The sequence below is a fragment of the Flavobacterium sp. AC274 genome (genome assembly GCF_979258275.1).
Window position 1 is genome coordinate 83116 of the sequence record NZ_OZ409852.1, and the last position, 25898, is coordinate 109013.

The window sequence follows — 25898 nt, forward strand, 5'->3', positions numbered from 1 at the left end:
ATTACCGGAGTTTTTTATTGCTTTTTAACCATTAAGATATTAAGTTAAATTAAGGAAGATCATTCTGTTTCTAAAACTAAAAAAGGGTATCAACTGCTACTTTATTTTCTTAATCTCTTAATGGTTAGAAAAATAAAATTTTATTTTAAACAAACTAAAATCTACCTTTGCAAAAAATAACACACACAACTACACAATGAAGAATACACTTATTGCTCCTTCTGTTCTTGCAGCTGATTTTGCCAATTTACAACGTGATATCGAAATGATCAATAACAGCGAGGCAGATTGGTTTCATATTGATATTATGGATGGAGTTTTTGTTCCGAATATTTCTTTTGGAATGCCCGTTTTGGAAGCAATTTCTAAACATGCAAAAAAAACAATCGACGTACATTTGATGATTATTGATCCTGACAGATATATCAAAACTTTTGCTGATTTAGGTGCCAATATTTTAAGTGTACATTACGAAGCCTGTACACATTTACACAGAACACTTCAGGCTATCAAAGCCGAAGGAATGAAAGCAGGAGTTGCCATTAATCCTCATACTAATATTGATTTATTAGAAGATGTTATTAATGACATTGATTTAGTTTGTATTATGAGCGTTAATCCTGGTTTTGGAGGGCAATCTTTCATCGAAAACACTTATGCTAAAGTTAAAAAACTAAAAGATTTAATTACAAGAAAAGGCGCTTCGACAATTATCGAAATTGACGGTGGTGTAACCAATAAAAATGCAAAACAATTAGTAGAGGCCGGAGCTGATGTTTTAGTTGCAGGAAGCTTTGTTTTTAAAGCCGAGAATCCAACACAAACTATTGCTGACTTAAAAGTCCTTACTACTTTTTAAATTTTTCAAATTCGGAAAGAAATCAATACCAGTCATTTTTTCTAAAGTTTCAATAGAAACTACAAAATCATAAAGTGACTTATCGCTATCTTCATTCGGAACTAAAAAAGCAATTGCTTTATGTTCTTTCCCTGATTTAGCCAAAATGATTTTATAAAAATATTTAGGAACAGATACTTTTTCTGTTCCTATTTTTTTATCCGAATCTTTCAGGATTCCGCCTGTAACAACATACACATCATTGTATTTATCTGCCCAATAACGCGTTTTCTGTTCTAATCTATTCCAGATCCCGCTATTAAAATCATGTCTTTGAGGCGAAATATTTGAGGTATAAAAAGTATCATTATAAGCGTCTTTATTAAACTCCATATCTCCAGCCGGACATAGATGCCCTTTGTCATATCCTGATTTTTTATAATTTCTCCAATCAGCAGAACCCGTTGTTACATTTGGATCTTCAACAAAATAAGGTCTTTTAAAATCATTATTTTTTAAATATTCTTTCTTTAATTCATAAGCAACCCATTCTGCCTGCTCAAATTTTTCATTATATGATAGCGTGTAATACTTGTGTTTCACAATTTGGTTTGTTGTAGATGTTGGCAAATAAGAAACATTATACAACGAATCTGTACTGCTTTGACTTGAAACAAAAGATGGTGAATTATCTTTTTCAGATTCTTCAATTATAATTTCATTTTTCTCTTTCACATCACTTTTACAAGAAAACAATGCCAAACCAATCAAACTAAACACAAGACTTTTTATCATATTATTTTAATTAAAGTTCATAAAAAAACGCTCCGTAAATATAAACTTTCGGAGCGTTTTCATAACAAATTAATTTTCTAAGAAATTAAGATTTTACTAATTTATCTTTTTTCATTTTAGATGAAGTACCTTTTACAACATTACCTTTACTTTGCAAATCATCCAAAACATTTAATGCTTCTTCTACATAAACATCTTTTGATAATGCCTGGTGCCAGGCTTCTCTCTTTTCTTTTAAAGTTGCATCGTTTTTAATTTCAAGCTCTTCATAAGGCAATGATTTAAAAACCAAATTGTTTTTGTATTCTGAAATTGGTTTATATTTTTTACCCTCGTTTTCAACTTGTTCTTGAGTAGCTTTAAAACTGTTTATGTTTAAACTATAAGTGTTTTCTTTGTTTTTAACATCAATCCATTTTGCATTATCTTCAATTAATTTAAATTGAGGACTTTGAGCAATTCTAGTTGTACTATTCGCAATTGCCTGATTAAATTTTTGGTTTTCTGTCCATGTATTATAATCAGCCTGATCAATTTTATCCCATGGCATTGCATTATCAATATCGCGTTCTCCCATTTTTAAATACGCATAACGATCTGGCATAACAACATCACTATGAACACCTTCTAATTGGGTTGAACCTCCATTAATTCTGTAGAATTTTTGTCCTGTAATTTTCAGGGCACCCAAATCTCCATAACTTGCATTACGAACAAACTGATTTAAATCAAGAACGTTTTGTACAGTACCTTTTCCGTAAGTTTGTTTACTTCCAATGATAATACCACGTTTGTAATCCTGAATTGCAGCAGCCAAAATTTCTGAAGCCGAAGCTGAGAAACTGTTAACCATAATTACTAACGGTCCGTCCCACTCTATCTTTTTATCTTTATCGTATAAAACTTCTTTCTTTTTTCCAGCAGATTTTACCTGAACAATTGGTCCTTCTTCAATAAATAAACCTGCAATATCTACAACTGTAGACAAAGATCCACCACCATCATCACGAACATCAAGTACGATTCCGTTAATATCCTCTTTCTTTAATCTCTCTACTTCAAGAGCGATATCTTTTCCTGCATCGCGACCATCTTTATTTTCAAAATCGATATAAAATTTAGGTAAATAAATTACCCCGTATTTCAATCCATTCTTTTCAACAATACTTGATTTTGCGTATGTTTCTTCGATTTCAACAACATCTCTTATAATAGAAATAACTTTGATGCTTCCGTCAACTTTTTTAACGGTAAGTTTTACTTCAGTTCCTTTGTGTCCTTTAATTTTTTTCACAACATCATCCAAACGCATTCCCACAACATCTACAGGCTCTTCGTTTCCTTGCGCTACTTTCAAAATTAAATCTCCCGCTTCAAGCTGTTTTCCTTTCCATGCCGGACCTCCTGAAATTAATTCATCGATTTGAGTAAAATCATTTTTCTTGGTTAATCTTGCACCAATTCCTTCTAATTTTCCACTGATATTCACATCAAAACGATCTTTTTCCTCTGGTGCAAAATAACTTGTATGCGGGTCAAAACGTGTCATAATAGAATTTACGTACACAGAAAACCAATCTTCCTTATTCAAATCTTTAATAAGACTAAAGTTATCGTCTAATGATTTCAGTGAACTTTCACGAGTTTCTTTTTCTAAAGCTTCAAACGATTTTACTTTATAAGCAGGATCTGTTTTTTTCTTATCTTCTTCTAACTTTTGTTTTGTAACAAGTGATGAAAGTGTAGATAATTTAATTTGCTTTCTCCATCTTTCATTAATTTCTGTTGGATTTTTTGCATAAGGCTGCGTCTCATAATCTGCATTAAAAGTCTCATCAACATTATAATTAAAAGGTTGAGCTAAAATAGTTTTATAGCGTTTTTTGCTTTCTTCCATACGTTTCATCAATCTTGTATAAGTAAGATTGAAAAAGGTAAGATCCTTATTTAAAAACTGATCGTCAAGCATCAATTCATATTGCTTGAATTCATCAATATCAGACTGCAAAAAGAATCTTTTTGAAGGGTCAAGCGCATCAATATAATCCTTAAAAATTCCTTTAGAAAACTCATCATTTATTTCAGCAGGACTGTAATGTCCTTTTTCAATAACAAAAGCAAGTAATTCTAAAAGCGTTTTATCTCTGTTTGGATCCGGATCATCTTGCTTATCTGCATTAATTTTAAAAGCAAATAAGGTTAAAGACAAGCATAATACGGCTATAAGTATTTTATAATTTCTTTTCATAAACATAATAATAGCATTCATCAAATTTTTTAATCTAAGTTACGGTAAAAACTGTGCCAACAAAGCCAAGCTCACTATAATTTTTTGTTAAAGATATAAAAATGTTTGAAGTACCAAAGCCATCTTTACTTTAGTTGACAAATTTTATTTTAATTGTTACTTTTCTACAAAATCTGTCACTACATTTGTTATATAATGCAGCATTTTTAGCTGTATAACAACACTTATTTAAATTATGAAACAAGAAAAGCCCCTTATATTAGTTACCAATGATGACGGAATTCTGGCTCCCGGTATCAGAGCTTTAATAAGTGTTATGGAAACTATTGGCGAGGTAATAGTTGTAGCACCAGACAAGCCACAAAGCGCCATGGGTCATGCCATTACTATCAACAATACTCTTTATCTTGATAAAATTTCGAAAGAAGACGACGAAATTGCCGAATATAGCTGCTCAGGAACTCCGGTTGATTGCGTCAAACTGGCAGTAAATGAAATCATGAAAAGAAAACCTGATTTGTGTGTTTCTGGAATTAACCACGGATCAAACTCTTCTATAAATGTTATTTATTCCGGAACTATGAGTGCCGCGGTTGAAGCAGGAATTGAGGGAATTCCTGCAATTGGTTTCTCTTTATTAGATTTTGACTGGAATGCCGATTTTGAACCTGTAAAATCTTTTGTCAAAAGAATTACTCTGGAAACAATTGCAAACGGATTACCAAAAGGTGTAGTTTTAAATGTCAATTTTCCGAAATTAAAAGAAAATGAAATTAAGGGAGTAAAAATTTGTCGTCAGGCGAAAGCTTACTATGCTCAGAAATTCGACAAGCGCCAAACACCTTTTGGGAAAGATTATTACTGGCTAACGGGCAAGTTTACAAACGAAGATCAAGGAGAAGACACTGATGAATGGGCTCTGGAAAACGGATACATTTCTGTTGTTCCCGTGCAATTTGACTTAACAGCACATCACACTATGCAACAACTTAATACATGGAATTTAAATGAATAAAAAAGACATTATTATTGGTTTCCTAATTGGAATTTTTGTTGCCTTACTGGGAAGTTTTTTGTTTATAAAAATCTTTACTGATTTTGAAATTTCAACCGGAATTAAGACAATAAAACAATATGGCTATTTGGGAAAAGTGATTGCTTTAGGAGCCACTTTAAATTTAGTTGTTTTTACAATTCTTTTAAAAATCAATAAAGAATTTATGGCAAGAGGAGTCATTTTTGCTGTAATTGTTTTGGCGATTTCTACTTTGTTTATTTAAATTCTATCTTTGCATTGCAAAATTTTGTTGTGTTTTTAAAATAAAACACATCTCAAAAATACTTTTATGAAATACTACATAATAGCTGGCGAAGCCTCTGGAGATTTACACGGTTCAAATTTAATGAAGGCATTATATGAGGAAGATCCTCAGGCTGAAATTAGATTCTGGGGAGGTGATTTAATGCAAAAAGCCGGAGGAACTCTGGTAAAACATTATCGTGAACTGGCCTTTATGGGTTTTGTTGAAGTTATTTTTAACTTAAAAACCATTTTTAGCAATATTGCTTTTTGCAAAAAAGATATTACATATTTTCAGCCAGATGTCATTATTTTTATAGATTATCCTGGTTTTAATATGCGTATTGCAAAATGGGCAAAAGCATTAAATTACAAAACGCACTACTATATTTCTCCTCAAATTTGGGCCTGGAAAGAAAACAGAATCAAAGCCATCAAACAGGATGTCGACAAGATGTTTGTGATTTTACCTTTCGAAAAAAGTTTTTACGAAGACAAACATCACTTTTCGGTAGATTTTGTTGGTCATCCTTTAATTGATGCTATTCAAAATCAGCCGCCTTTTGATGAAGTTATTTTTAGAAAAGAAAATCAATTGAGTGAAAAGCCGATTATTGCTGTTTTGCCCGGAAGCCGCAAGCAGGAAATCACCAAAATGCTAAGTTTGATGTTAAGTGTTGTTGATGATTTCCAAGATTATCAATTTGTAATTGCAGGCGCACCAAGTCAGGATTATGAATTTTACCAGCAATTTATTACCAATAAAAACATCAAATTTATTTCTAATAAAACTTATGATTTGCTGCGTTCTTCAACAGCTGCATTGGTAACATCCGGAACAGCAACTTTAGAAACTGCCCTTTTTAAAGTACCCGAAGTGGTTTGTTATAAAGGAAGCTGGGCTTCTTACCAAATTGCAAAACGCATTATTACCTTAAAATACATTTCGCTTGTTAATTTAATTATGGATCAGGAAGTTGTAACAGAATTGATTCAGAATGAATGCAATCCAAAACGTATTAAAGAAGAGTTACAAAAATTACTAAACCCAAATTATCGTCAAAATCTGCTGAAAAATTATGATATTCTGGAGCAAAAACTAGGCGGAATTGGCGCAAGTAAAAAAACTGCAAAACTTATTGTTGCCGATTTAAAATCTTAACCTTTTTATTTTGAAAAAAATACTCGTTTTATCTTTGTTGTCTTTGCTGTTTATTTCGTGTAAATCGACATCATCTGCAGTAAACAAAACTGAATCAAAACGAGAAAACAAATATATTGTAAATAATTTAATCGAAACTGCAACAGACAATATTGGCGTACGCTATAAAGCCGGAGGAACAACCAAAAATGGTTTTGATTGCTCTGGCTTGGTTTTCACTACTTTTGATTCTCAGAATATTAAACTGCCAAGAAGCTCGTATGAGCAATCTAAAATTGGAAAAATAATCCGATTAAATGATGCACAAAAAGGTGATTTAATATTCTTCAAAACTAATAAAAGCAGCCAAATAAATCATGTCGGCTTAATTACCGAAGTCCATTCTGATGAAATAAAATTTGTGCATTCTTCAACTTCAAAAGGCGTAATAATTTCATCAACCAAAGAAGTTTATTATCAAAAATCTTTTACACAGATTAATCGAATTATTGATTAATAATACACATTAAAAATATTATTTTTCTTACAAATTTTTAATACTTTTAGATCATGAAAGTATTAGATTTTCCTTTGGTTAAAATTACCATCAGTTTTATTTTAGGAATTTTGGTTTGCTATTTTTGGCAGCCTTCAATTGCAATAGCTACAATAGCTCTTAGTATCGGCATATCTTTAATTTCAATCTTATATTTCCTCTCAAAAAAGAGCAAAAAAGCAAATAATCTTTTTGGAATAAGCACTACTTACCTTTCATTTTGTGTCGGAATTACGACTCTCCTGATCAATACCGATTCTCTCAAGCAATCTAATTATACACATTACGAAAACGCTTTTAAAAGTGAGCACTACATAACTCTGACACTTCGAGAAAAAATCAAAAGCAATGATTATAGTGATCGATATATTGCGATTGTAAATAGCATTAACCAAAAAAATATTCGGGGAGAATTATCATAAACGTACAAAAAGACAGTTTGCCAAACCTTCTTATTATTGGAAACAAAATAAAGGTAAAAACAATTTTATACCACAATAGTCCATCCAAAAATCCAAATCAGTTTGACTACAGTAAATATTTGGCAAACAAGCAAATTTATGCACAAATCTATACATCAAAAGGAGCGATTAACATTAACAGAAAAATCAAAAAAGATATTTGGTTTTATGCTTCACGATTAAACACAAGAATAATTCGTAATCTTGAAAAAGCAAATTTCAATAAAGTTGAAATGGATGTTGCAATGGCATTAATTTTAGGACAGCAACAAGAAATTTCAGCCGATATTATTAAGGATTATCAATATTCAGGAGCTACACATGTTTTATCAGTTTCAGGGCTACATGTAGGTTTTATAATGATATTTATTCTTTTTATTTTAAAACCAATTCCCAACACAAAAAAAGGTTCTTTTACAAAACTAGTTGTCATTATAATTTCACTCGCGCTTTTTGGTATTGTATCAGGACTTTCGCCTCCCGTTTTACGTTCAGTTGTTATGTTTTCTTTTATTGCCATTGGCAATCATTTACATAGAAGTACTAATACTTATCATACTTTACTTGTTTCCGTTTTATTGATTTTACTTTTTGAACCTTATTTCCTATTTGATGTTGGGTTCCAGTTAAGTTACATTGCATTATTTTCTATTGTATGGATTCAGCCTTTATTCAAAAATATATGGACTCCTAAAAATAAAATCGTCAATTATCTGTGGGAAGCCTTAACCGTTTCATTCGCAGCACAAATAGGTACTTTTCCTATTTGCTTGTATTATTTTCATCAGTTTCCGGGGCTTTTCTTTGTTACCAACATTCTCATTTTGCCTGTTTTATCCTTTATAATGATTGCAGGAATTATTGTTATGGTGATTTCTGTATTTCAAAGTTGTCCATTATTTATTGTTCAAATTTTCGAAAAAAGCATCTATTTTTTAAACCTTATCATTCATTATGTCGCATCTTTTGATTCTTTTGTAATTAGAAATATCTGTTTCAATTCTTATTATCTGCTTACATTTTCCTTAGTAACTATAACAGTGATAATATGGTTCAAAAAACCAAGTTTCGGTAAATTAATTGCGTTTCTTTTTACTTTTATTTTACTGCAAATTTCATTTGTTTACACTAAAAAAGAAACCGAAAACCAAAGAGAATTAATTGTTTTTAATACAGCAAAAAAAACAATTATTACAAAAAGAACCGGACAAAATGTTTCCATTTTTACAAATGACAGCCTTCTAAAAAAAGAAACAAAAAACAACATTACCGATGCTTATTTAGTTGGAAATTTTGCCACTTTGAAAGAAATAAAAACCGTTAGGAATCTTTTGTTTTTTAATGGCAAAAAGATCCTTTTAATAGATAGTACCGGTATTTATGAAGATAAAATTCAACCGGATATTATTATTTTAACACAATCACCCAAAATAAATTTGGATCGTATTTTACAGAAATTAAAACCAAAAGTCGTAGTGGCAGATGCAACAAATTCAAATTCTATCCAAAAATGCTGGAGGACAAGTTGCCTGATAAAAAATATCCCTTTTCACGCAACACGCGAAAAGGGATACTATACTTTGAATTAAAATTTTAGCTATTCCTCCGGATTCAAAATCAAATTAGATTCAGCAATCCATGCTTTTACACCTCCTGAATTGTAACCAATTTTTCCTAAGGAATTAAAGTTGGTTTTTCCTGTTCTCATAGCTGCGGTTGCAAAACAAGCTTGGGGCAACTCATCTATACCGAAGGCGTTTTTTAAGGAAACATTTTGCTCTCTTGCACTCTGAGATGCTGAAGTATCAGACAAATCAAGTTTTACTAAAATAACATTTTTATTCGACCAATTTAGAAAATCGGGCGTATTAAAAATTTCAGTTTGAATTTTTTCCGGTGCATTTGAGGCGGTAAAAAAATCAATAATGGTTTTCTTTGTTCATTACTTATTGCAATCGCATCTGTCAGATTTGTACTCCAGACAAGGCCTTGTGATCGCATAAAAAACGAACCTAAAAAAAACAGTAGGATAAGTAATTTTTGGGTCATAAAAAATAAGGTTTGGTTATAATAATTGAACCAATTTAACATAAATACGCTAAAAAACAATCCTGACGGAGTTAAAAAGTTAACGAAGTCTTAATAAAAAGGAAATCACCAATAAATTGATAAAAAAATAGCAATTTGAAAAAAAACCGAGCTTTAAATAGCAAATGTCGTTACATTAAATTGCCGGAACAGGCAAAAAAATATCCCTTTTCACCTGTCGTGAAAAGGGATTACTACAAATTAAATTTAGAAAGTAATTAAAAAGTTTTATTATTCGCTTTCGCTGGGATGCAAAATCGAATTTGACTCAGAAATCCAGGATTTTGCACCGCCGGGTTTGTAGGCAAGTTTTCCTAACGCACTAAAAGTCGTTTTGTTTTTTCTAACAGAAGCACTTGCAAAACAAACTTCGGGTAATTCAACAACACCAAAAGCATTTTTAAGTCTTACGTTTTGTTCTTTATCGCTATCAGAAGCATTAATATCGGATAAATCCAATTTAACAAGAATAACATTATCACGAGACCATACCGCAAAATCAGGCGTCTTGAAGATTTCATTTTGAAGATTATCCGGCACACCAGAGGCAGTAAACAAAATCAGCATTGGTTTATTTTGCTCATTGCTTATAGCGATAGCATCAGTCATGTTTGTTCTCCAGACTAAATTTTGAGAATGTAACATAAATGATCCAAAAAAACGAGTAGGATAAGTAATTTTTTAGTCATAGTAATAGGTTTGGTTAGATTAGCATGACGAAATTAACATAATATTTTAATTTTACAAGTTTTATTAATACAAAAAATACACTATATGTTTTTTTAATACCAATAAAATAATAAAATAATAATTTCCAAAAATGCAAATCAAAACTTTTCCTACTAAACAAAAAAACTCCCTACATTACTGTAGGGAGTTTTTTAAAATTATTTATTGAATAAAATTTTCGCTTAAGATTTTTTCGGATGTACAATTCCTTCCGCAACTGCCAGCCAGGCTGATGGTCCACCTGCAACATATCCGGTCTGTCCAAGTCCTTTAAAATTTACTTTACCATCCTTAGCTTCTGCGCTGGTAAAATAAATAGTCGGAAACCCTTGTATACCAAAAGCTTGCTGCAACTCATTATTCTGATTTTTTATTTCAGGAGTTTGCGGAGTTCTTCGTGGGTAATCCAACTCTACTAAAACAACATTGTCTTTTGCCCATTTCTGAAATTCAGTTGTCTTCAAAACCTCATTTTGCAAACGAATACACCATCCGCACCAATCGCTTCCTGTAAAAAACATTAGCATTGGTTTATTCTCCTTATTGCTTACAGTAATGGCTTCTTTTACATCTGTATACCATTTTAACTCTTGAGCTTGAGAAGTAAATGCTCCTAATACAAAAAAGGCAACTAAAAATATTTTTTTCATGGTCGGCGTTTTAATTTTTTACAAATTTAAACAAAAAAAGAATCGGTAAATGTCGTCTATTTTACTTCTTGCATTAATTTTTTAATTAAAGGCGTTGTTACAATTAAAACAACACCTGCAACAAGTGCATATATAGCCAATTGATAATACCCATCTGTATAAGCAATAAGTTTAGACATTAAAGTCGTTCCTGTATTAGCATTTGACATTTCTGAACCTAGTTTTCCGGCTGCAAATTGCCCGAATGCGCTTGATAAAAACCAAAGCCCCATCATCATACCAAACAATCTTTTTGGAGATAATTTGGTAATTACAGACATTCCGATTGGTCCGATACAAAGTTCTCCAAGTGTATAAACCAAATATCCTAACGCAAATAAATCTAAAGAACTTAGCCCATTTGCATCAACAAAAAATCTGGCACTATAAAATATAAAGAAACCAACAGCTAATAGTATAAACGAAAATCCAAATTTAATAACTGTATTCGGCTCAATTTTTCTTTTGTATAAAAAGATCCACAATAATCCCACTAATGGGCTAAAGATAATAACGTATAATGAGTTGATACTGTTATTGACTACGTTTGGATCAATATTAAACCATAATAGTTTGCTTGATAAATTATCTTTAGCAAAAAGAGACAATGAACCTCCTGACTGCTCAGAAATAGCCATGAACATAAAATATCCGAAGATAAAAATGAAAGCGGCCAATAATTTGTATTGTTGTTTTCTGTCTTTTATTTGAAACAATTCATATAAGAAATACAATAGTGCGGCAATTCCAATCGTATACATAAAATATTCTGTAAAATCAGAATTGATAACCATTATATAAACTAACGGAATCACTACAATAGAACCCACATAAACTGCGATTTCATAAAGATTACGTTTTTTTGCAGGTTGGTTTTCAAGAGGTGAATTCCCAATTGGCGCCAAATGCTTTTTCGTTAAAAGAAAAGTAATTACTCCAATAATCATTACAATTGCTGCAGATAAGAAACATAGACTCCACGAATAGTTTTTTCCTAAATAAATAGGAATTGCACCACCCAACATTCCGCCGATATTAATACCAGCATAGAACATTCCATAACCTGCATCTCTTCGTCCGTCATTTTCATGATATAACTCACCAACCATTGAAGACACATTTGGCTTAAAAAACCGGTACCAATAATAGACAAAGTAATTCCGTAGTAAAAGAAATCATGCGGAGAAGCCGCTATTAGCAAATTCCCCAAAATCATTACGATTCCACCAAAAAGCAATGACTTTTTAAAACCTAAAATTTTATCAGCAAAAATACCACCAATAAAAGTAAAAGCATAAACAAAAGCCTGAATAGCTCCGTATTGAAGATTTGCTTTTCCTTCAAGCAAACCTAACTGGTCTACCATAAAAAAAGCTAAAACCCCTCTCATTCCGTAGAAGCAAAAACGCTCCCACATTTCAACCAAAAACAAATACCATAATTGCTTTGGGTATTTGCCTTTAAAATCCTGTATCTGTTCTAATGTAATTGTATTGTTTTCCATCTTATCTAACTCCATGCATCATTTTTTTCAAGAAAGGAGTTAAAGCAAACAAAATTATTGCTGCAAGTCCTGTAAGAACAACAAATACCATGAAAAACTCGTATAAATTATGAATTTCAAATCCGGCAAAAAAGTGATTATGAGCACTAATTTGGTGTTTATCCAACAAGGCTAATTGTTCTGCAGTTGGTGTAATTTTATTATCTAAAACCGCCTGAAGATCAATTCCTAATTCTTTTGCTTTTGCAAATTTATCTCCGGTTGCAGGCAAGATAGAACCCAAAGTTCCTCCTAAAGCATAACCAGAGGCATTCGACAAAAAGAATACTCCGTATAATAATGACGCAAAACGTTTTGGAGACAATTTACCTACCAATGATAAACCAATTGGCGATAAACACAACTCAGCACATGTATTTAAGAAATATAATAAGATAAGCCATTTTACTAATAACAGTCCTGAAGTTCCGATATAAGAAACCTGAGTGGCAATCATAAAGAAACTAATACAGATTATCACTAGTCCGGCAGCTAACTTTACAGGAGAAATAGGTTCTTTTTGATTTGCTCTCAAAGTATCCCATAAAATACTGAAAGGCACAGCCATAACAACCACAAATAATCCGTTGAAAATCTGAACCATTGATGGAGGCATTAGATAGCCAAAGAAATGCCTGTCTGTTTGATTGTCAGCAATAAAAGTTAAAGATGAACCGGCTTGTTCAAAAGCGGCCCAGAAGAAAATAATAAAGAACGAGACAATGTAAATTACAATAATTCTGTCTCTTTCAATTTTTGTTAAAGACGTATCCGAAATAATTAATCCGGCCAAAGCCAAACCGCTGGAATAAATCAAAGTATAAATTAAATTCTGACCTACAACATAATGAAAAAAGAAACCTAAAGCGATAAATGCAATTCCCGCAATAGTTAAAGCTTTATTAGAAAAATTTGCTTTTTGTGCTTCTCCTTCCTCAAAATCTTCTGCAACATTTTTAGAAGGTAAACCTCCTAATGGTCTTCCTTCAGGAGAAACCACATATTTATTTTTTAAGAAGTAAAAAAGAACAGTTCCGATAAGCATAGCACCAGAAGCTGCCATAAAACCCCATCTAAAAGCGTGAATATCTCTAATTCCTCCAGAATCTTTAACATCTCCTAACAAAGGACAAATAGACTGTCCTAAAAAAGCACCGATATTAATACCCATGTAGAAAATAGTAAAAGCAGTATCCAGTTTTGTTTTTTCCTGTTTTGGATACAAACTTCCCACCATACTCGAGATATTTGGTTTGAAGAATCCATTACCAAAAACAATAACACCTAAAGCAGAATACATAATGATTTTAGCCAAAGGCAGATTCGCCTCAAAAATACTTCCGCTGGTAAATAATAACATCTGGCCAATTGCCATCAATAATCCACCTAAAAGAATACAATTTCTGTTACCTAAAAATCGATCGGCAACAAAACCTCCTAACATTGGCGTCAGGTAACAAAGTCCAAGAAAACCTCCATAAATCAGCGAGGCTTCTTCTTCTTTCATTAATAATGAGTTTACAAGAAATAAAGTCAATAAAGCCCGCATTCCATAAAAATTGAACCGCTCCCACATCTCCGTCCCGAACAAAACCCACAGTCCCTTTGGATGCGCCGTTTTCACTTGAGTTTCTTCCATATTATTCACTATTTATTTAAGGTTGATAAAGTTGTACTATAAATTTTCTTTGATAAAATTAGTCATTTTGTTGTAAAGCTGAATTCTCGTTTTACCGCCGTAAATACCGTGGTTTTTATCTGGATATATCTGAGAATCAAATTGTTTATTCGCCTGAATCAACGCTTCCATCATTTGCATAGAATTTTGCACATGCACGTTATCATCACCAGAACCATGAATCAATAAAAATTTACCTTTTAATTTATCAACGTGATTTATCGGAGAATTTTGGTCGTATCCACTTGCATTTTCTTGTGGAGTCTGCATGTATCTTTCTGTGTAAACACTGTCATAAAAACGCCAGTTTGTTACCGGAGCAACAGCGATTGCCATTTTAAACACGTCGTTTCCTTGAAAAATACAGTTTGAAGCCATAAAACCTCCATAACTCCATCCGAAGATTCCAATTCTTGAAGCATCAACATAAGAATAAGCTCCAATTACTTTTGCAGCATCAATTTGATCTTCTACTTCGTATTTTCCTAATTCTTTCTGTGTTACTTTTTTGAAGTCAGCACCTTTAAAACCAGTTCCTCTACCATCAACACAAGCTACAATATAACCTTGTTGAGTAAGAGATAAAAACCAATAATCATCTGTATTGTTCCAGTCGTTGTTTACTTGTTGAGATCCCGGACCAGAATATTGGTACATGAAAACAGGATATTTTTTTGAAGGATCAAAATCTTTTGGTTTTAAAATCCATGCATTAAGTTCGTTCCCTTTTGCTGTTTTTAAAACGAAGAATTCTTTAGCAGGAAGACTGTATCCTTTCAATTTATCAGCAAGAGCCTGATTATTTTCGATAACCTGAATTTCTTTTCCGGTTTTTGACTCATTCAAAGTATAAGTCGTTGGTACTAAATTACTAGAAAAAGTAGTAATGAAATATTGGAAATTTGGGCTGAAAGTAGCAGCACTTGTTCCTACTTTTGAAGTTAAACGTAATTTATTTTTTCCGTCTAAACCAATTCTGTAAATATCTCTGTTGATTGAACCATTTTCTGTAGATTGATAGAAAATAGTTTTATTTTTTTCGTCGAAACCGTAGTAAGACACTACTTCCCAGTTTCCTTTTGTAACCTGATTTTTAAGTTTTCCGGTTTTGTCGTAAACATAAATATGATTAAAACCGTCTTTTTCGCTTGTCCAGATAAAGCTGTTGTCTTTTAAGAAAGTTAAGTTATCTGTCACATCAACATAGGCTTTGTCTTTTTCGTTTAAAACCACTTTTGCAGCAGCTGTAGTTCCGTCTACAAACAATAAATCAAGATTATCCTGATGACGGTTTAAAACCTGAGCAGACAATGTATTGTTATCATTTGTCCATTTTAGTCTTGCAATATAAAAATCATTATAATTTCCTAAATCAACTTTTTTAGTTGCATTTGCAGCCGCATCATATATATGTAATGAAACTACAGAATTTTTTTCTCCGGCTTTAGGATATTTAAATGTTTCAACTGTTGGGTACAAGTCTTTTTTGAAGATTGACATTGAAAATTCCGGAACGGCACTTTCGTCAAAACGAATATAAGCTAATTTTTTACTGTCTTTACTCCAGTCAAAAGCACGAACAAAAGCAAATTCCTCTTCATAAACCCAGTCCGTAATACCGTTGATAACTGCATTTTTCTTTCCATCTGTAGTAACCGCTGTTGATTTTTTTGAAGCTACATCATAAACATAAAGGTTGTTTTCTTTAGCATAAGCGATTTTAGTTCCGTCAGGAGAAAAAGTTGGTTCCTGAACCTGAAAATCAAAAAGCTTCGTTAATGATTTAGAAGCAATATCATATAAAAAATAATCTGCAGTAAAAGAGTGGCGGAAAATTTGATTCGTGTTACAAGCAATTAAAATCTTTTTTTCTGATGCATCAAAAGTATAGCTGTCAATTCCGTCTGCTAATTCCTTATGATTTTTGGTATCAATTAAATTAGACACTTTTTTAAGCGTTGCAAAATCGTATAAATCTATTTGCATACTTCTGCTAGCCTGGTCAACATTCAATACAGTATATTGGTCTGTATTTTTCAAAGATTGCAATTCATCCATTCCTTTGGCACGAAATGCTCCACCATAAATATTCTCAACAGTAATTTTTTGTTGCCCAAAAACCGTAGCAACTAAAAACAAAAGTATAACAGTAATTTTACTTGTATTCATTTGAATTAATTTAAATATAAAAAAGAGCCCAATTTTAGTGAAAAAAATAAACATAATACACATTTTAAGTGTTAAATGTTAAAAAAAATAACGATTGCGTATTTTTCAATTTTAAATAGATTATAAACAAAACTCTTAAATTGGTATCTTTGCCGCAACATTATTATTTAAAATACTGAAAATGAACAATGCTGTTGCCGGATTTTCGAAATTATCCAAAAAAGAAAAAATAAACTGGATCGCCAATGAATACTTTTCTACTCCCGAAGAAGCGCTTAATATAATAAGAAATTACTGGAATTCAGATGAAAAGCTTCAACAGCTACATGATGAATTCATAGAAAACACGATTACTAATTTTTATATTCCGCTTGGCGTTGCACCCAATTTTTTAATCAACGGAAAATACAAAACCATTCCAATGGCAATTGAAGAAAGTTCAGTTGTGGCTGCTGCTTCAAAATCAGCAAAATATTGGGCAACTCGCGGTGGTTTTAAAGCAACAGTTATTAACACCGAAAAAATTGGTCAGGTTCATTTTACTTTCAATGGAGATGCAGAAAAACTACAATCTTTCTTTGACCAAATAAAACCTAAGTTTTTCTCAGAAACGCAAAGCATTACCAAAAACATGCAACAGCGTGGCGGTGGAATTTTAGATATTAAATTAAAAGACAAAAGAAGTTTACTAGAAAATTATTTTCAGCTTCATGCTACTTTTGAAACCAAAGACAGCATGGGTGCAAATTTCATCAACTCTTGTTTAGAACAATTTGCAACGACTTTAAAAGAGGAGTTTCAAAATTCTGATTTGTTTTTAGAAGAAGAAGCGATCAACGTAATTATGAGCATTTTATCTAATTATGTTCCGAATTGTCTTGTTCGCGCCGAAGTTTCCTGCCCAATTGAAGATTTAACCGAGAAACACATTACAAATCCACAGGATTTTGCAGAACGTTTTGTTCAGGCAGTACAAATTGCCGAAGTTGAGCCTTTTAGAGCCGTAACACACAACAAAGGGATAATGAATGGTGTTGACGCCGTAATTTTGGCAACAGGAAACGATTTTAGAGCTGTAGAAGCCGGTGTACATGCTTATGCATCACGTAATGGCCAATATGCAAGTCTATCACATGCTAAAATCGAAAACGGAATATTTACTTTTTGGTTAGAAATCCCACTTGCTTTAGGAACCGTTGGCGGATTAACTTCGTTACATCCTTTAGTAAAATTATGTCTTGAAATGCTCGAAAAACCTTCTGCAGAAGAATTAATGCAAATTGTTGCTGTTGCAGGTTTGGCGCAAAATTTTGCTGCCTTACGTTCTTTAACTACAACCGGAATTCAGGAAGGACACATGAAAATGCATTTAAACAATATCATTAACCAATTTGAAGCCAACGAAGAAGAACGCCATTTAATTAAAGCTCATTTCAAAAAAATACCGTTTCGCATAGTGCGGTAGTTGAATTTATTGAGAATATAAGAAAATAATTGATTAATAAATTTCAAAAATTATAGTTTCCAAATAAAAATCCCAAATTCCAACTCCCTACAATAATTGGAATTTAGTCCCGAGGCTTCGGGATAAAAGATTGGAATTTCCTTGAAAAAATTATAGAATGAAAACAACCTTTTACAGTAATGGAAAACTTTTAATTTCCGGAGAATATCTTGTTTTAGACGGCGCTAATGCTTTTGCATTGCCCACAAAATTTGGTCAGGATTTAATTATAGCAGAAGGAACTGACCAGACAATAGAATGGAAAAGTTACGACTATGATGATCATCTTTGGTTTGAAGATGTTATTTCGTTTTCTGAAATTATAAACAAAACCATTCCGGAATCAGAAACTGTAAAAACAACTTTAATCAATATTCTACACGAAGCTTATGTATTAAATCCTGATTTTATTAATAATTCTAAAGGATTTAAAGTAAGTACACATCTTACATTTCCCAGAAAATGGGGATTGGGTACTTCCTCTACCTTAATAAATAATATTGCGCAATGGGCAAAAATAAATGCGTTTACTTTACTTAATAACAGTTTTGGAGGCAGCGGATATGATATTGCCTGCGCACAAAATAATACTCCTATTTTATATCAGGTTGAAAATAATGCTGTGAAACCGGTAGTTTTTAATCCGGCTTTTAAAGAAAACATTTACTTCGTTTATTTGAATAAAAAACAAAACAGCAAATCAGCAATAAAAGCTTACTATAATAACCGAAACGAACATTTAGCAGACAATGTTGCTAAAAACAATAAAATCACAGACACTATTTTAAATGCCAAGACTCTAAAAGAATTTGCGCTAGCAGTAGAAAAACATGAAATTCATTTAAGTAATATCCTGGAAACAAGAACAATCAAAGAAATAGCTTTTTCTGATTTTAATGGTGTAATAAAAAGTCTTGGGGCTTGGGGCGGCGATTTTGTAATGGTAATTTCTAAAGAAGATCCAAAAGCTTATTTTACTACGAAAGGATACGAAACTATTTTGACTTATGATGAAATGATTTTACAAGTGTAAATTATCTCTCTGCAATTTATTAATTTACTTTCTTGTTCCTAACTTGTTTAGAGGTTTCAAGTCGGCGTACTTTTTGGTTTTCTTGTTCGTTAGATTCTATAAGAGTATTATGCAGGCGTTCTGCCATTTTTTCTATACTATTTGTAATAGAATCATAAACTAGTTCCATTCTGCGATGTTTCTCTTCCTTTACCGCTTTTAAAACATCTTCGACAAAAAACTTATCGTATTTTTCAGCAACAGAATCACGAGTATTAGTAAGTCTGATAACATAATCGTTACTCAATATCGTAACCTTGAAATGTTGTTCTTCATTACTTAAATAATACTTTCCTCCCAATTCATCAACATTGATGTCAGTACTGCTTACCTTCAAAAGCTCGGTAATTATCCCAAAAATATGATTCTCAATTTTGGTGTATACTTTAGCTTTTCTTCTAAACAAAAACTTAAACATAACAAAAATTAAATGCCTGATTATTAAAGTACTTACTCATTCTTGTTTTGGAATTTTAGTTGGTATTTTATGTTGAAAATTTCGACAAATAAACTGCAATATTTTGAATATCACAAATTTTTTAAATTATATTTCGATTATTCCTATAGAACTATCAAAAATAGGCATGTATTTATTACAAAATAATTCTGATTTTGTCTAAATTAACGGAAACAAAAAAACATTTAATTCCTAATTAAAGCAATTTATAAATTACAGTTCTTGTTCAGAATAACATACGAGAAATTGCTTGTTTTAGTTTTAAAAATTTGACTAAAAATTACTTTAAAAACTTAAACGCATAAAAAAACCCGAAACATTCAAATGAACATTTCGGGTTTTATATTTTTTTATTTACTTACTATAAACTAGTAATTAAATTGCAATCTGTTATCTTCAATTTTAGCATTGTTTTTTAACGCTGGTAAAATTCTGCTTGCATCAGATGCAGTTTGAGTTTTTATTTTTGCAACATATTCTGCATGGTTAGCAATTGCAGGAGCTTTTACTGTACTAATGTTTTTTACAACATACACCCCAGTATTTCCTTCAATTGGAGCAGAAACTTTATTTGCTCCTAAAGCAAATGCAGTTCCAACAACTTTAGGCTCTTGCCCAACTCCACCAGGTAAAACAGGATTATCCAAAGTTACATCAGTAGCTTGTTGAACAGCAACTCCGGCACTCTTAGCAATAGCTTCAAGATTTGAACCTGTCATTTTAGCTTTAAGCATTTCTGCTTTTTCTTGTTTTTTAAGATAGGCTCAACATAAGGTCTTGCAACAGTTACAGATACTAAACCTGATTTGTTTTCGCTTTTGTATTGTGCGATTACGTGACCAATATTAGCTAATTCAAAACGTTTTACATCACCGATTTTTGTTTCCTTGTCAAATGCCCATCTTACAATGTTACGTTGATTCCCTAAAGGACCAAACGCTTCATCCATAGCTTTTGCAGTTACAGGAGCAGCAACTTTTAAACCTAAAGCTTTTGCTGTTGCGTTAAAATCTTTATCAGCAGCGTCCATTTCGAATTTAGTTGCTAATGTAAATACTTTATCAGAAGTAGCTTCAGAAGGCTCGATTTTTTGAGCAATTGTAGCTAAACGAATTCCGTCTTGTTTATCTGTAATTTTGATAATGTGAAATCCAAATTGAGTTTCAACTAAACCAACTTTTCCAATTCCATTATTGAATACAAAATCATTGAATGGTTTTACCATTTGGTTTGGACCAAAATATCCTAAATCACCACCTTGTTGTGCAGATGAATCATCAGAACTTGTAAAAGCCAACATCATGAAACTATCAGGATTTGCCTGAACCTGAGCCAGGATTCCTTCAGCTTTAGCTTTAGCTTCTTCTTTTGTTCTTTTTTCTTTTGCGTTAGGAGTTTGAGATCCCTCATAACCAATTAAAATATGACTTGCTTTTGCATTAACACCAGATTTAAATCCTAAAGATTTAGATATAGCATAATATCTTCCGTAAACATAAGGTCCGTAGATCGCTCCGGCAGGCAAGCTGAATAATTTATCAGCATCAACTGCAGGTAAATTATTTTTAGCTACATATGTAGAATCGTAAGGAACATCAGAATTTGCATTTACAAATTCGGCAATGTTTGTTGCGTTTCTAAAACCTGGCAAAGTATCGTTTTTACCTGTTTTTGCGTTATATTCTACTCTTCCGTTTAATAAAGCAGTAATTTTAGCTTTAATTTCAGCCTCATCTTCTTTTGAAGCTTTGTCTTCAACTAAAACATATTGAATTTCACGAGTTTCATCCGCTTTGAATTTTTTCTCGTTTTTCTTCATATAATCAACAATTTCATCATCAGAAATTTTTACATCACTATCTTTAATTGAAGAATATAATCCGGCAGCATAAGCAAAGTTTACTTTATTAGCTTCCATTTCATATTTCAATTTCCCTTCACTAGCAGTTGTGTAAAGACCTGATTTTACTAATGTATTGTAGATTTGGAATTTTGCGTTTAATTCAGCATCTTTTTCTTTTGCAGAAATATATTGTGCTGCTTCAGGATTTGTTTTAAAGTACTCTTTAAATTTAGCTACGTCAAAAGCGCCTGCTGCGTTTAAAAACATTGGATTTTTACCGATGTTCGGGTCAGTTTTTAAAACTTCCAAAAGGTGTTTTTCTCCAACTCTCAATCCTAATTTGTCAAACTGAGATGACAATAAAGCGATTGAAACCTCTTGATCCCAAACTCTGTTTGCAGCTTCAGTGGAAGTAATTCCTTGCCCACTTTTTTCAACATTACTAACTTTAACTCTAAAGTCTTCAAATGAAATATCTTTTCCATCGATGCTTCCTACATCTTTTGAACTCTGACCGAAGCTTCCTCTTGTGAAAAGATCTTGTATTATAAATGCAAATAATGCAAGTGCAATAACTCCTATCAATAAAGCGGAACGCTGTCTAATTTTTGCTAAAACTGCCATTTTTATTATCGTTAATTTTATATTCAGTTTGCGAAAATACAATTATCTAGTTAATAACAATACAACTAGTGTTTTATTTTCGACATTTTTTTTAATTAATGAAAAAATCACTCTTTTATCGTCATTTTTACCAATTCAATTTTCTTGTTTGACGCTTCTTCAACCACAAAATGGAAGTGATCAATCACGATTTTTTCTCCTTTTTGAGGTATTTCTTTTGTAGAATTCACGATAAAACCACCTAATGTTCCGTAAGAATCTTCTTCAGGAATGTCTAATTTATATGTTTCATTTAAATATTCAACATCTAAACGTGTCGAAAACAAATATTGACCGTCACCAAGCTCCTGCTCTATTAATTCTTCATCTAAATCGTGTTCATCTTCAATTTCACCAAAAAGCTCTTCTACAATATCTTCTATTGTTATAATTCCCGAAGTTCCACCATGTTCATCTAAAACAACGGCAACGTTTTTTCGTTTTTTGATTAACAAATTTAAAGCGTCTTTTATTGAAATTGTTTCAGGCACAAACTCAACCGTCATTAAAACCGATTTAATTGTTTTAGGCTTTTTAAACAAATCAAAAGAATGCACGTAGCCGACAATATCATCAAGTGAGTTTTGGCTTACTACAATTTTAGAATAACCTGTTTCAATAAATAATTCCTTAAGCTCTGAAACACCTGCAAATATATCAATATCAACAATTTCCGTACGAGGTGTCATGATATCGCGCGCTTTAACACCCGAAAATTCTAAAGCATTCTGAAAGATCTGAATTTCTGAATCGACTTCGTCATTTTCTTCTACAGAACTCATTTGTTCGGTGATATAATTTCCTAACTCTATTTTGCTAAAATACAATTGAACCTGATCGCCTTCTGTTTTAAAAAACTTTCTTAAAATAAAATCTGAAATCCAGATGAAAAAAGTCGAAATATAATAAAACAACCTGTAAAACAAATAAGCCGGAATAGCAAAAATCTTAATCAGGGAATTGGCATAAATCTGAAAAAAAACTTTGGGAAAAAACTCAGCCGTTATCAAAACTACAAAAGTAGAAATCACGGTCTGAACCAATAAACTGGTAATATTTGAAAACTGATATCCTAAATGAGCAATACATTTCAGGACTACATCTCCCATAAAAAAACCGTAAACTACAAGAGCTATATTGTTGCCAATAAGCATAGCAGCAATAAATTTTGACGGATTTTGGGTAAGTTTCGTTAAGATTTGAGAAAGAAAATTATCTTGCTTTTTTTCTATTTCAAGATAAATTTTATTGGAGGAAACAAAAGCTATTTCCATTCCTGAAAAAAAGGCTGATAGTATTAAACATAGTATTATAATACTAATTTCCATTTTTTATTGTTTTTTATAATGATCATCAAATCTTTTAGCATATTTTCTTCTGAAGAAAAACATAAAAACACTCACTGCGGCAATCAAAAAGCTCAACCAGGGATTTCCGGTAGGATCATTTAACTTTGTAATTCCGTCATAAATAAACGCAACTGCAATTATTAAGTAAAGGTATTGTGTGTATTTTAAAATGCCCATAATCTTTATTTTATTCTTCGGCTTCTAATTCGCCGGTTACTCTTTGTGAGTTTATTACTTTAAAATCTTTGCTGAAGTCAATTCCCTGCCCGTACGAAACTCCTTTTGCATCTGTTAATTTAAACTTTCTCTCGGTATAAAACCATTCGTTTTTCTGATCAAAATACAACTGTTCTGTTTCTAACATCTGACCTGTTTCTGAGGTAATTTTTACTTTTCCCTGCAAATCAATAATCCCAGTTTGTTTATATGAAACAGCATAATTGGATCTTATAAAAGTACGCTTTTGATTTTTATCATACAAAGTAACATCAATCCCTTCAGGAAATTCTGTAAATGGAAAATCAAGATTAGAATAATCGAGCATTTTTCGGCTTTTTAGAACTCCGGTTATGCGTCCTGAATCTGTATATTTTATATCGACAGTATCAGCATCACTTCCCGGAACAAACTCTGAAAAGTTAATTTTCTGAACTTCTTTAAAATTACTTTCGCATCCAAAAAACAGTGTCACAGCAAAAACTGTGACAGCGTTTATTATATATCTCTTTGGTAAATTCATTTGCCAAATGTAGTAAATTGTAGTGAGCTTAAAAAAACCTAAACCTTATGCTTAATTGAATTTACTTTTCACGAACCATTTATCGTTAAAAGAGAAACTTAAGCTAAAATTTAAATAGTTTTCCTGAACTAAACCTGCAGATGTTGTCCCTTTTTTACCAAACTCGATTCCGAAATTTACGTTTGAAAAAGTTCCTGTAATTGGAAAACCTGCACCTAAAGACATTCCAACATCATTAATTGATTCGTTATTTACTATTAATCCTGTTTTTTCAAATTTAAGACCTGCTCTATAAGTGATTCTGCTAAAATAACTTGAAAAAGAGCTGTAATTTGGCACATAATATCCTCCAACTGCATATTTAGAATACTTTTCGTAACGAACATTATCACTTGAGTTGTAATAATTATTAAGTTTTCCATCGCCCTGAAAAGCTATTGTTGTACCTACCAACCATTTTCTGGCTTCTCCAACACCTGCACCAAACGTTATTTTGTTTGGCAATTTCAACGTATTTTCAACAGGATCACCGGTTACATCATCCGGATCTCCGTCAACTTCAATAATTCTTGAACTGTCTGAAGTTAATGTACTTGCAAAAGTGTAATTTAAACTAGTATATAGATTTAATTTTTTATCAATTTTAGTTTGATACATTGTACCAATATTAAAATTCACACCTGATAATTCAGAAGCATTGGTTTCTCTTGTAGCACTTTGAACTCCGGTAACGGCTTCTATAGTAGTTGTTGAAATTTTACCAAAGTTATATTGTACATCTGCTCCAATATTCCATTTTGGTGTAATTTTATAACCTAAACCAAGGAAAACTTTGTTTACGCCACCTTTTCCTTCAAGCTGACTGTTTACTCCTCCTTGTGTCGGGTTTAGATCTGAAATTTTATACCCTACAGAAGACAAAGGCACCAAACCAAAACCGGCTCCAAATTTACCCATTGGAATCCCTAATGCTAAATAATCAAAAGTTGATCTTTGCGCTTTTGAAGACTCAGTGCTGCTTTTTATATTATTAGTTCCAAAAGTTCCTCCAACTGTAAAAGTCGTTTGTCCAAGACTGGCATAACTTGCCGGATTTTCAATATTCAAGTGAATACTATCCTGTTCTACTGCAACCCCGGCCATCGATCTGTTTTCAAGGGTTCCTTTAAATCTTGATTCTCCAATTCCGTAAAAAGAATATGGTGACGAAGTACCTTGCTGAGCAAATGAAACGAACGAGATAAGTAAACAAGCACTTATTATAATTTTTTTAATCATTGTCGATTTTATATTGAAATGTTTGGTTCAAACTTTCCAGAAGGAAATTTGAATTGGCAAATATGGTATTTTTTAATCGTTTAGCCAAAAATTCTGCATCGCCACCCGTTAAAATTATTATAAAATTTGAAAAGTTTGCGTGATATTCATCGATAAAACCGTCAATCTCATAGACGAAACCATTAACAACTCCAGAATGAATGGCTTGTTGGGTCGAGTTTCCTATATATGAATCAGGCAACTCTAAAGCCAGCAAAGGCAACTTGGCCGTGTAATTATGCAAAGCTTCATAACGTAATCGCAGGCCCGGAGAAATAGCTCCACCCAAATAATTGTCGTTTTCGTCGATAAAATCGTAGGTAATACAAGTTCCCGCATCGATTACTAACCTATTTTGTTTTGGAAATTGTAAAGTTGCCCCTGCCGCCAAAACCATTCTGTCGATTCCTAAAGTTTTTGGCGTTGCATATTTATTTATAAAGGGAAAAACATCCTCATGCGTTAAAAAATGAATATTGAGTTCTTTTTCGAAAGTCAAAAAAGATTGTTTTTCGATGTTTCCAACCGATGCAACAACCAAATCAGAACAATTTGGAAACTTTTTTAAAATTTCTTCAATTTTTTTTTCGAGCTCATTTTTCTCAAAAACAAAATTTTCAAGAACTTTACTTCCCTCAAAGACAGCCGCTTTAATTCGAGTATTTCCAACATCAACAGTTAAAACCATATTTTTTTATTTACCAATGCGAAGGTACGAA

Annotated in this window: 23 protein-coding genes and 2 pseudogenes; 9 read left to right on the forward strand and 16 right to left on the reverse strand. The window is 32.1% G+C overall.

The genetic code is table 11. The annotated features are described in order from the left end of the window. Positions 1-196: 196 nt before the first annotated feature. A complete protein-coding gene (rpe, locus tag ACZZZT_RS00340) occupies positions 197-859 on the forward strand; it encodes a ribulose-phosphate 3-epimerase (protein WP_073394850.1) in 663 nt (220 codons plus the stop codon). Here rpe and ACZZZT_RS00345 read toward each other — a convergent pair. Both ACZZZT_RS00345 and ACZZZT_RS00350 read right to left on the reverse strand, forming a co-directional pair. Beyond that, entirely contained in the window at positions 836-1633 is a 798-nt protein-coding gene (locus tag ACZZZT_RS00345; RefSeq protein ID WP_463459064.1) for a DNA/RNA non-specific endonuclease, read from the reverse strand. The genes rpe and ACZZZT_RS00345 overlap by 24 nt on opposite strands. 85 nt (positions 1634-1718) lie before the next feature. Further along, positions 1719-3902 carry a carboxy terminal-processing peptidase gene (locus tag ACZZZT_RS00350; RefSeq protein ID WP_463459065.1) on the reverse strand — a complete coding sequence of 728 codons (2184 nt, stop codon included), beginning with the start codon at positions 3900-3902 and terminating at the stop codon, positions 1719-1721. A gap of 214 nt (positions 3903-4116) precedes the next feature. On the opposite strand from ACZZZT_RS00350, the gene surE reads away from it, so the two are divergent. The 6 genes from surE (at position 4117) to ACZZZT_RS00380 (ending at position 8928) form a co-directional block, all read left to right on the forward strand. Further along, positions 4117-4896 carry a 5'/3'-nucleotidase SurE gene (surE, locus tag ACZZZT_RS00355; RefSeq protein WP_463459066.1) on the forward strand — a complete coding sequence of 260 codons (780 nt, stop codon included), beginning with the start codon at positions 4117-4119 and terminating at the stop codon, positions 4894-4896. Continuing rightward, positions 4889-5161 carry a hypothetical protein gene (locus tag ACZZZT_RS00360; RefSeq protein ID WP_042566086.1) on the forward strand — a complete coding sequence of 91 codons (273 nt, stop codon included), beginning with the start codon at positions 4889-4891 and terminating at the stop codon, positions 5159-5161. The genes surE and ACZZZT_RS00360 overlap by 8 nt, the downstream gene beginning before the upstream one ends. A 66-nt stretch (positions 5162-5227) precedes the next feature. Next, complete coding sequence (gene lpxB / locus ACZZZT_RS00365; RefSeq protein ID WP_463459067.1) at positions 5228-6343, forward strand: lipid-A-disaccharide synthase; 1116 nt, start codon at positions 5228-5230, stop codon at positions 6341-6343. Positions 6344-6353: 10 nt separating this feature from the next. Continuing rightward, on the forward strand, positions 6354-6839 hold the full coding sequence (locus tag ACZZZT_RS00370; protein WP_463459068.1) for a C40 family peptidase: 486 nt from the start codon (positions 6354-6356) through the stop codon (positions 6837-6839). Positions 6840-6892: 53 nt separating this feature from the next. Next, complete coding sequence (locus tag ACZZZT_RS00375) at positions 6893-7300, forward strand: hypothetical protein (protein WP_463459069.1); 408 nt, start codon at positions 6893-6895, stop codon at positions 7298-7300. Positions 7301-7317: 17 nt separating this feature from the next. Next, entirely contained in the window at positions 7318-8928 is a 1611-nt protein-coding gene (locus tag ACZZZT_RS00380) for a ComEC/Rec2 family competence protein (RefSeq protein ID WP_463459070.1), read from the forward strand. Positions 8929-8936: 8 nt separating this feature from the next. Here ACZZZT_RS00380 and ACZZZT_RS00385 read toward each other — a convergent pair whose 3' ends face one another. From ACZZZT_RS00385 to ACZZZT_RS00410, 6 genes and pseudogenes are all read right to left on the reverse strand, one after another. Further along, the gene (locus ACZZZT_RS00385) at positions 8937-9152 is read right to left on the reverse strand and encodes a hypothetical protein (RefSeq protein WP_463459071.1); all 216 of its coding nucleotides are present in this window, start codon (positions 9150-9152) and stop codon (positions 8937-8939) included. 506 nt (positions 9153-9658) lie between these two features. Continuing rightward, positions 9659-10072 carry a thioredoxin family protein gene (locus ACZZZT_RS00390; RefSeq protein ID WP_463459072.1) on the reverse strand — a complete coding sequence of 138 codons (414 nt, stop codon included), beginning with the start codon at positions 10070-10072 and terminating at the stop codon, positions 9659-9661. Between the two features lie 266 nt (positions 10073-10338). Beyond that, on the reverse strand, positions 10339-10806 hold the full coding sequence (locus ACZZZT_RS00395) for a thioredoxin family protein (RefSeq protein WP_042566081.1): 468 nt from the start codon (positions 10804-10806) through the stop codon (positions 10339-10341). A 56-nt stretch (positions 10807-10862) separates the two neighbouring features. Then, positions 10863-12349 (reverse strand): annotated as a pseudogene (locus ACZZZT_RS00400) (peptide MFS transporter). Between the two features lies 1 nt (position 12350). Beyond that, positions 12351-14027, reverse strand: a complete 1677-nt coding sequence (locus ACZZZT_RS00405; protein ID WP_073395032.1) for a peptide MFS transporter — start codon at positions 14025-14027, stop codon at positions 12351-12353. 36 nt (positions 14028-14063) lie between these two features. Continuing rightward, positions 14064-16235 (reverse strand): S9 family peptidase, encoded by a 2172-nt coding sequence (locus ACZZZT_RS00410; RefSeq protein WP_463459073.1) that lies wholly within the window; start codon positions 16233-16235, stop codon positions 14064-14066. 181 nt (positions 16236-16416) lie between these two features. On the opposite strand from ACZZZT_RS00410, the pseudogene ACZZZT_RS00415 reads away from it, so the two are divergent. Further along, positions 16417-17729 (forward strand): annotated as a pseudogene (locus ACZZZT_RS00415) (hydroxymethylglutaryl-CoA reductase, degradative). 128 nt (positions 17730-17857) lie between these two features. Next, a complete protein-coding gene (locus ACZZZT_RS00420) occupies positions 17858-18772 on the forward strand; it encodes a GYDIA family GHMP kinase (protein WP_463459074.1) in 915 nt (304 codons plus the stop codon). Between the two features lie 19 nt (positions 18773-18791). On the opposite strand, the gene ACZZZT_RS00425 is transcribed toward ACZZZT_RS00420, so the two are convergent. From ACZZZT_RS00425 to ACZZZT_RS00460, 8 genes are all read right to left on the reverse strand, one after another. Then, entirely contained in the window at positions 18792-19229 is a 438-nt protein-coding gene (locus ACZZZT_RS00425; RefSeq protein ID WP_042566077.1) for a hypothetical protein, read from the reverse strand. 407 nt (positions 19230-19636) lie between these two features. Then, positions 19637-20002: a hypothetical protein gene (locus ACZZZT_RS00430; protein ID WP_463459075.1), complete on the reverse strand. Its 366-nt coding sequence runs from the start codon at positions 20000-20002 to the stop codon at positions 19637-19639. Further along, positions 19984-21735 carry a peptidylprolyl isomerase gene (locus ACZZZT_RS00435; RefSeq protein ID WP_463459076.1) on the reverse strand — a complete coding sequence of 584 codons (1752 nt, stop codon included), beginning with the start codon at positions 21733-21735 and terminating at the stop codon, positions 19984-19986. Before ACZZZT_RS00435 ends, ACZZZT_RS00430 begins: the two co-directional genes overlap by 19 nt. A gap of 107 nt (positions 21736-21842) precedes the next feature. Continuing rightward, the gene (locus ACZZZT_RS00440) at positions 21843-23102 is read right to left on the reverse strand and encodes a hemolysin family protein (RefSeq protein WP_042566075.1); all 1260 of its coding nucleotides are present in this window, start codon (positions 23100-23102) and stop codon (positions 21843-21845) included. 3 nt (positions 23103-23105) lie between these two features. Then, positions 23106-23300 (reverse strand): hypothetical protein, encoded by a 195-nt coding sequence (locus tag ACZZZT_RS00445; protein ID WP_042566074.1) that lies wholly within the window; start codon positions 23298-23300, stop codon positions 23106-23108. A 10-nt stretch (positions 23301-23310) separates the two neighbouring features. Continuing rightward, positions 23311-23862 (reverse strand): LPS export ABC transporter periplasmic protein LptC, encoded by a 552-nt coding sequence (lptC, locus tag ACZZZT_RS00450; protein WP_042566073.1) that lies wholly within the window; start codon positions 23860-23862, stop codon positions 23311-23313. Between the two features lie 51 nt (positions 23863-23913). Then, positions 23914-25140 carry a hypothetical protein gene (locus ACZZZT_RS00455; protein ID WP_463459077.1) on the reverse strand — a complete coding sequence of 409 codons (1227 nt, stop codon included), beginning with the start codon at positions 25138-25140 and terminating at the stop codon, positions 23914-23916. Then, positions 25133-25867: a type III pantothenate kinase gene (locus tag ACZZZT_RS00460; protein ID WP_463459078.1), complete on the reverse strand. Its 735-nt coding sequence runs from the start codon at positions 25865-25867 to the stop codon at positions 25133-25135. Before ACZZZT_RS00460 ends, ACZZZT_RS00455 begins: the two co-directional genes overlap by 8 nt. Positions 25868-25898: the final 31 nt, after the last annotated feature.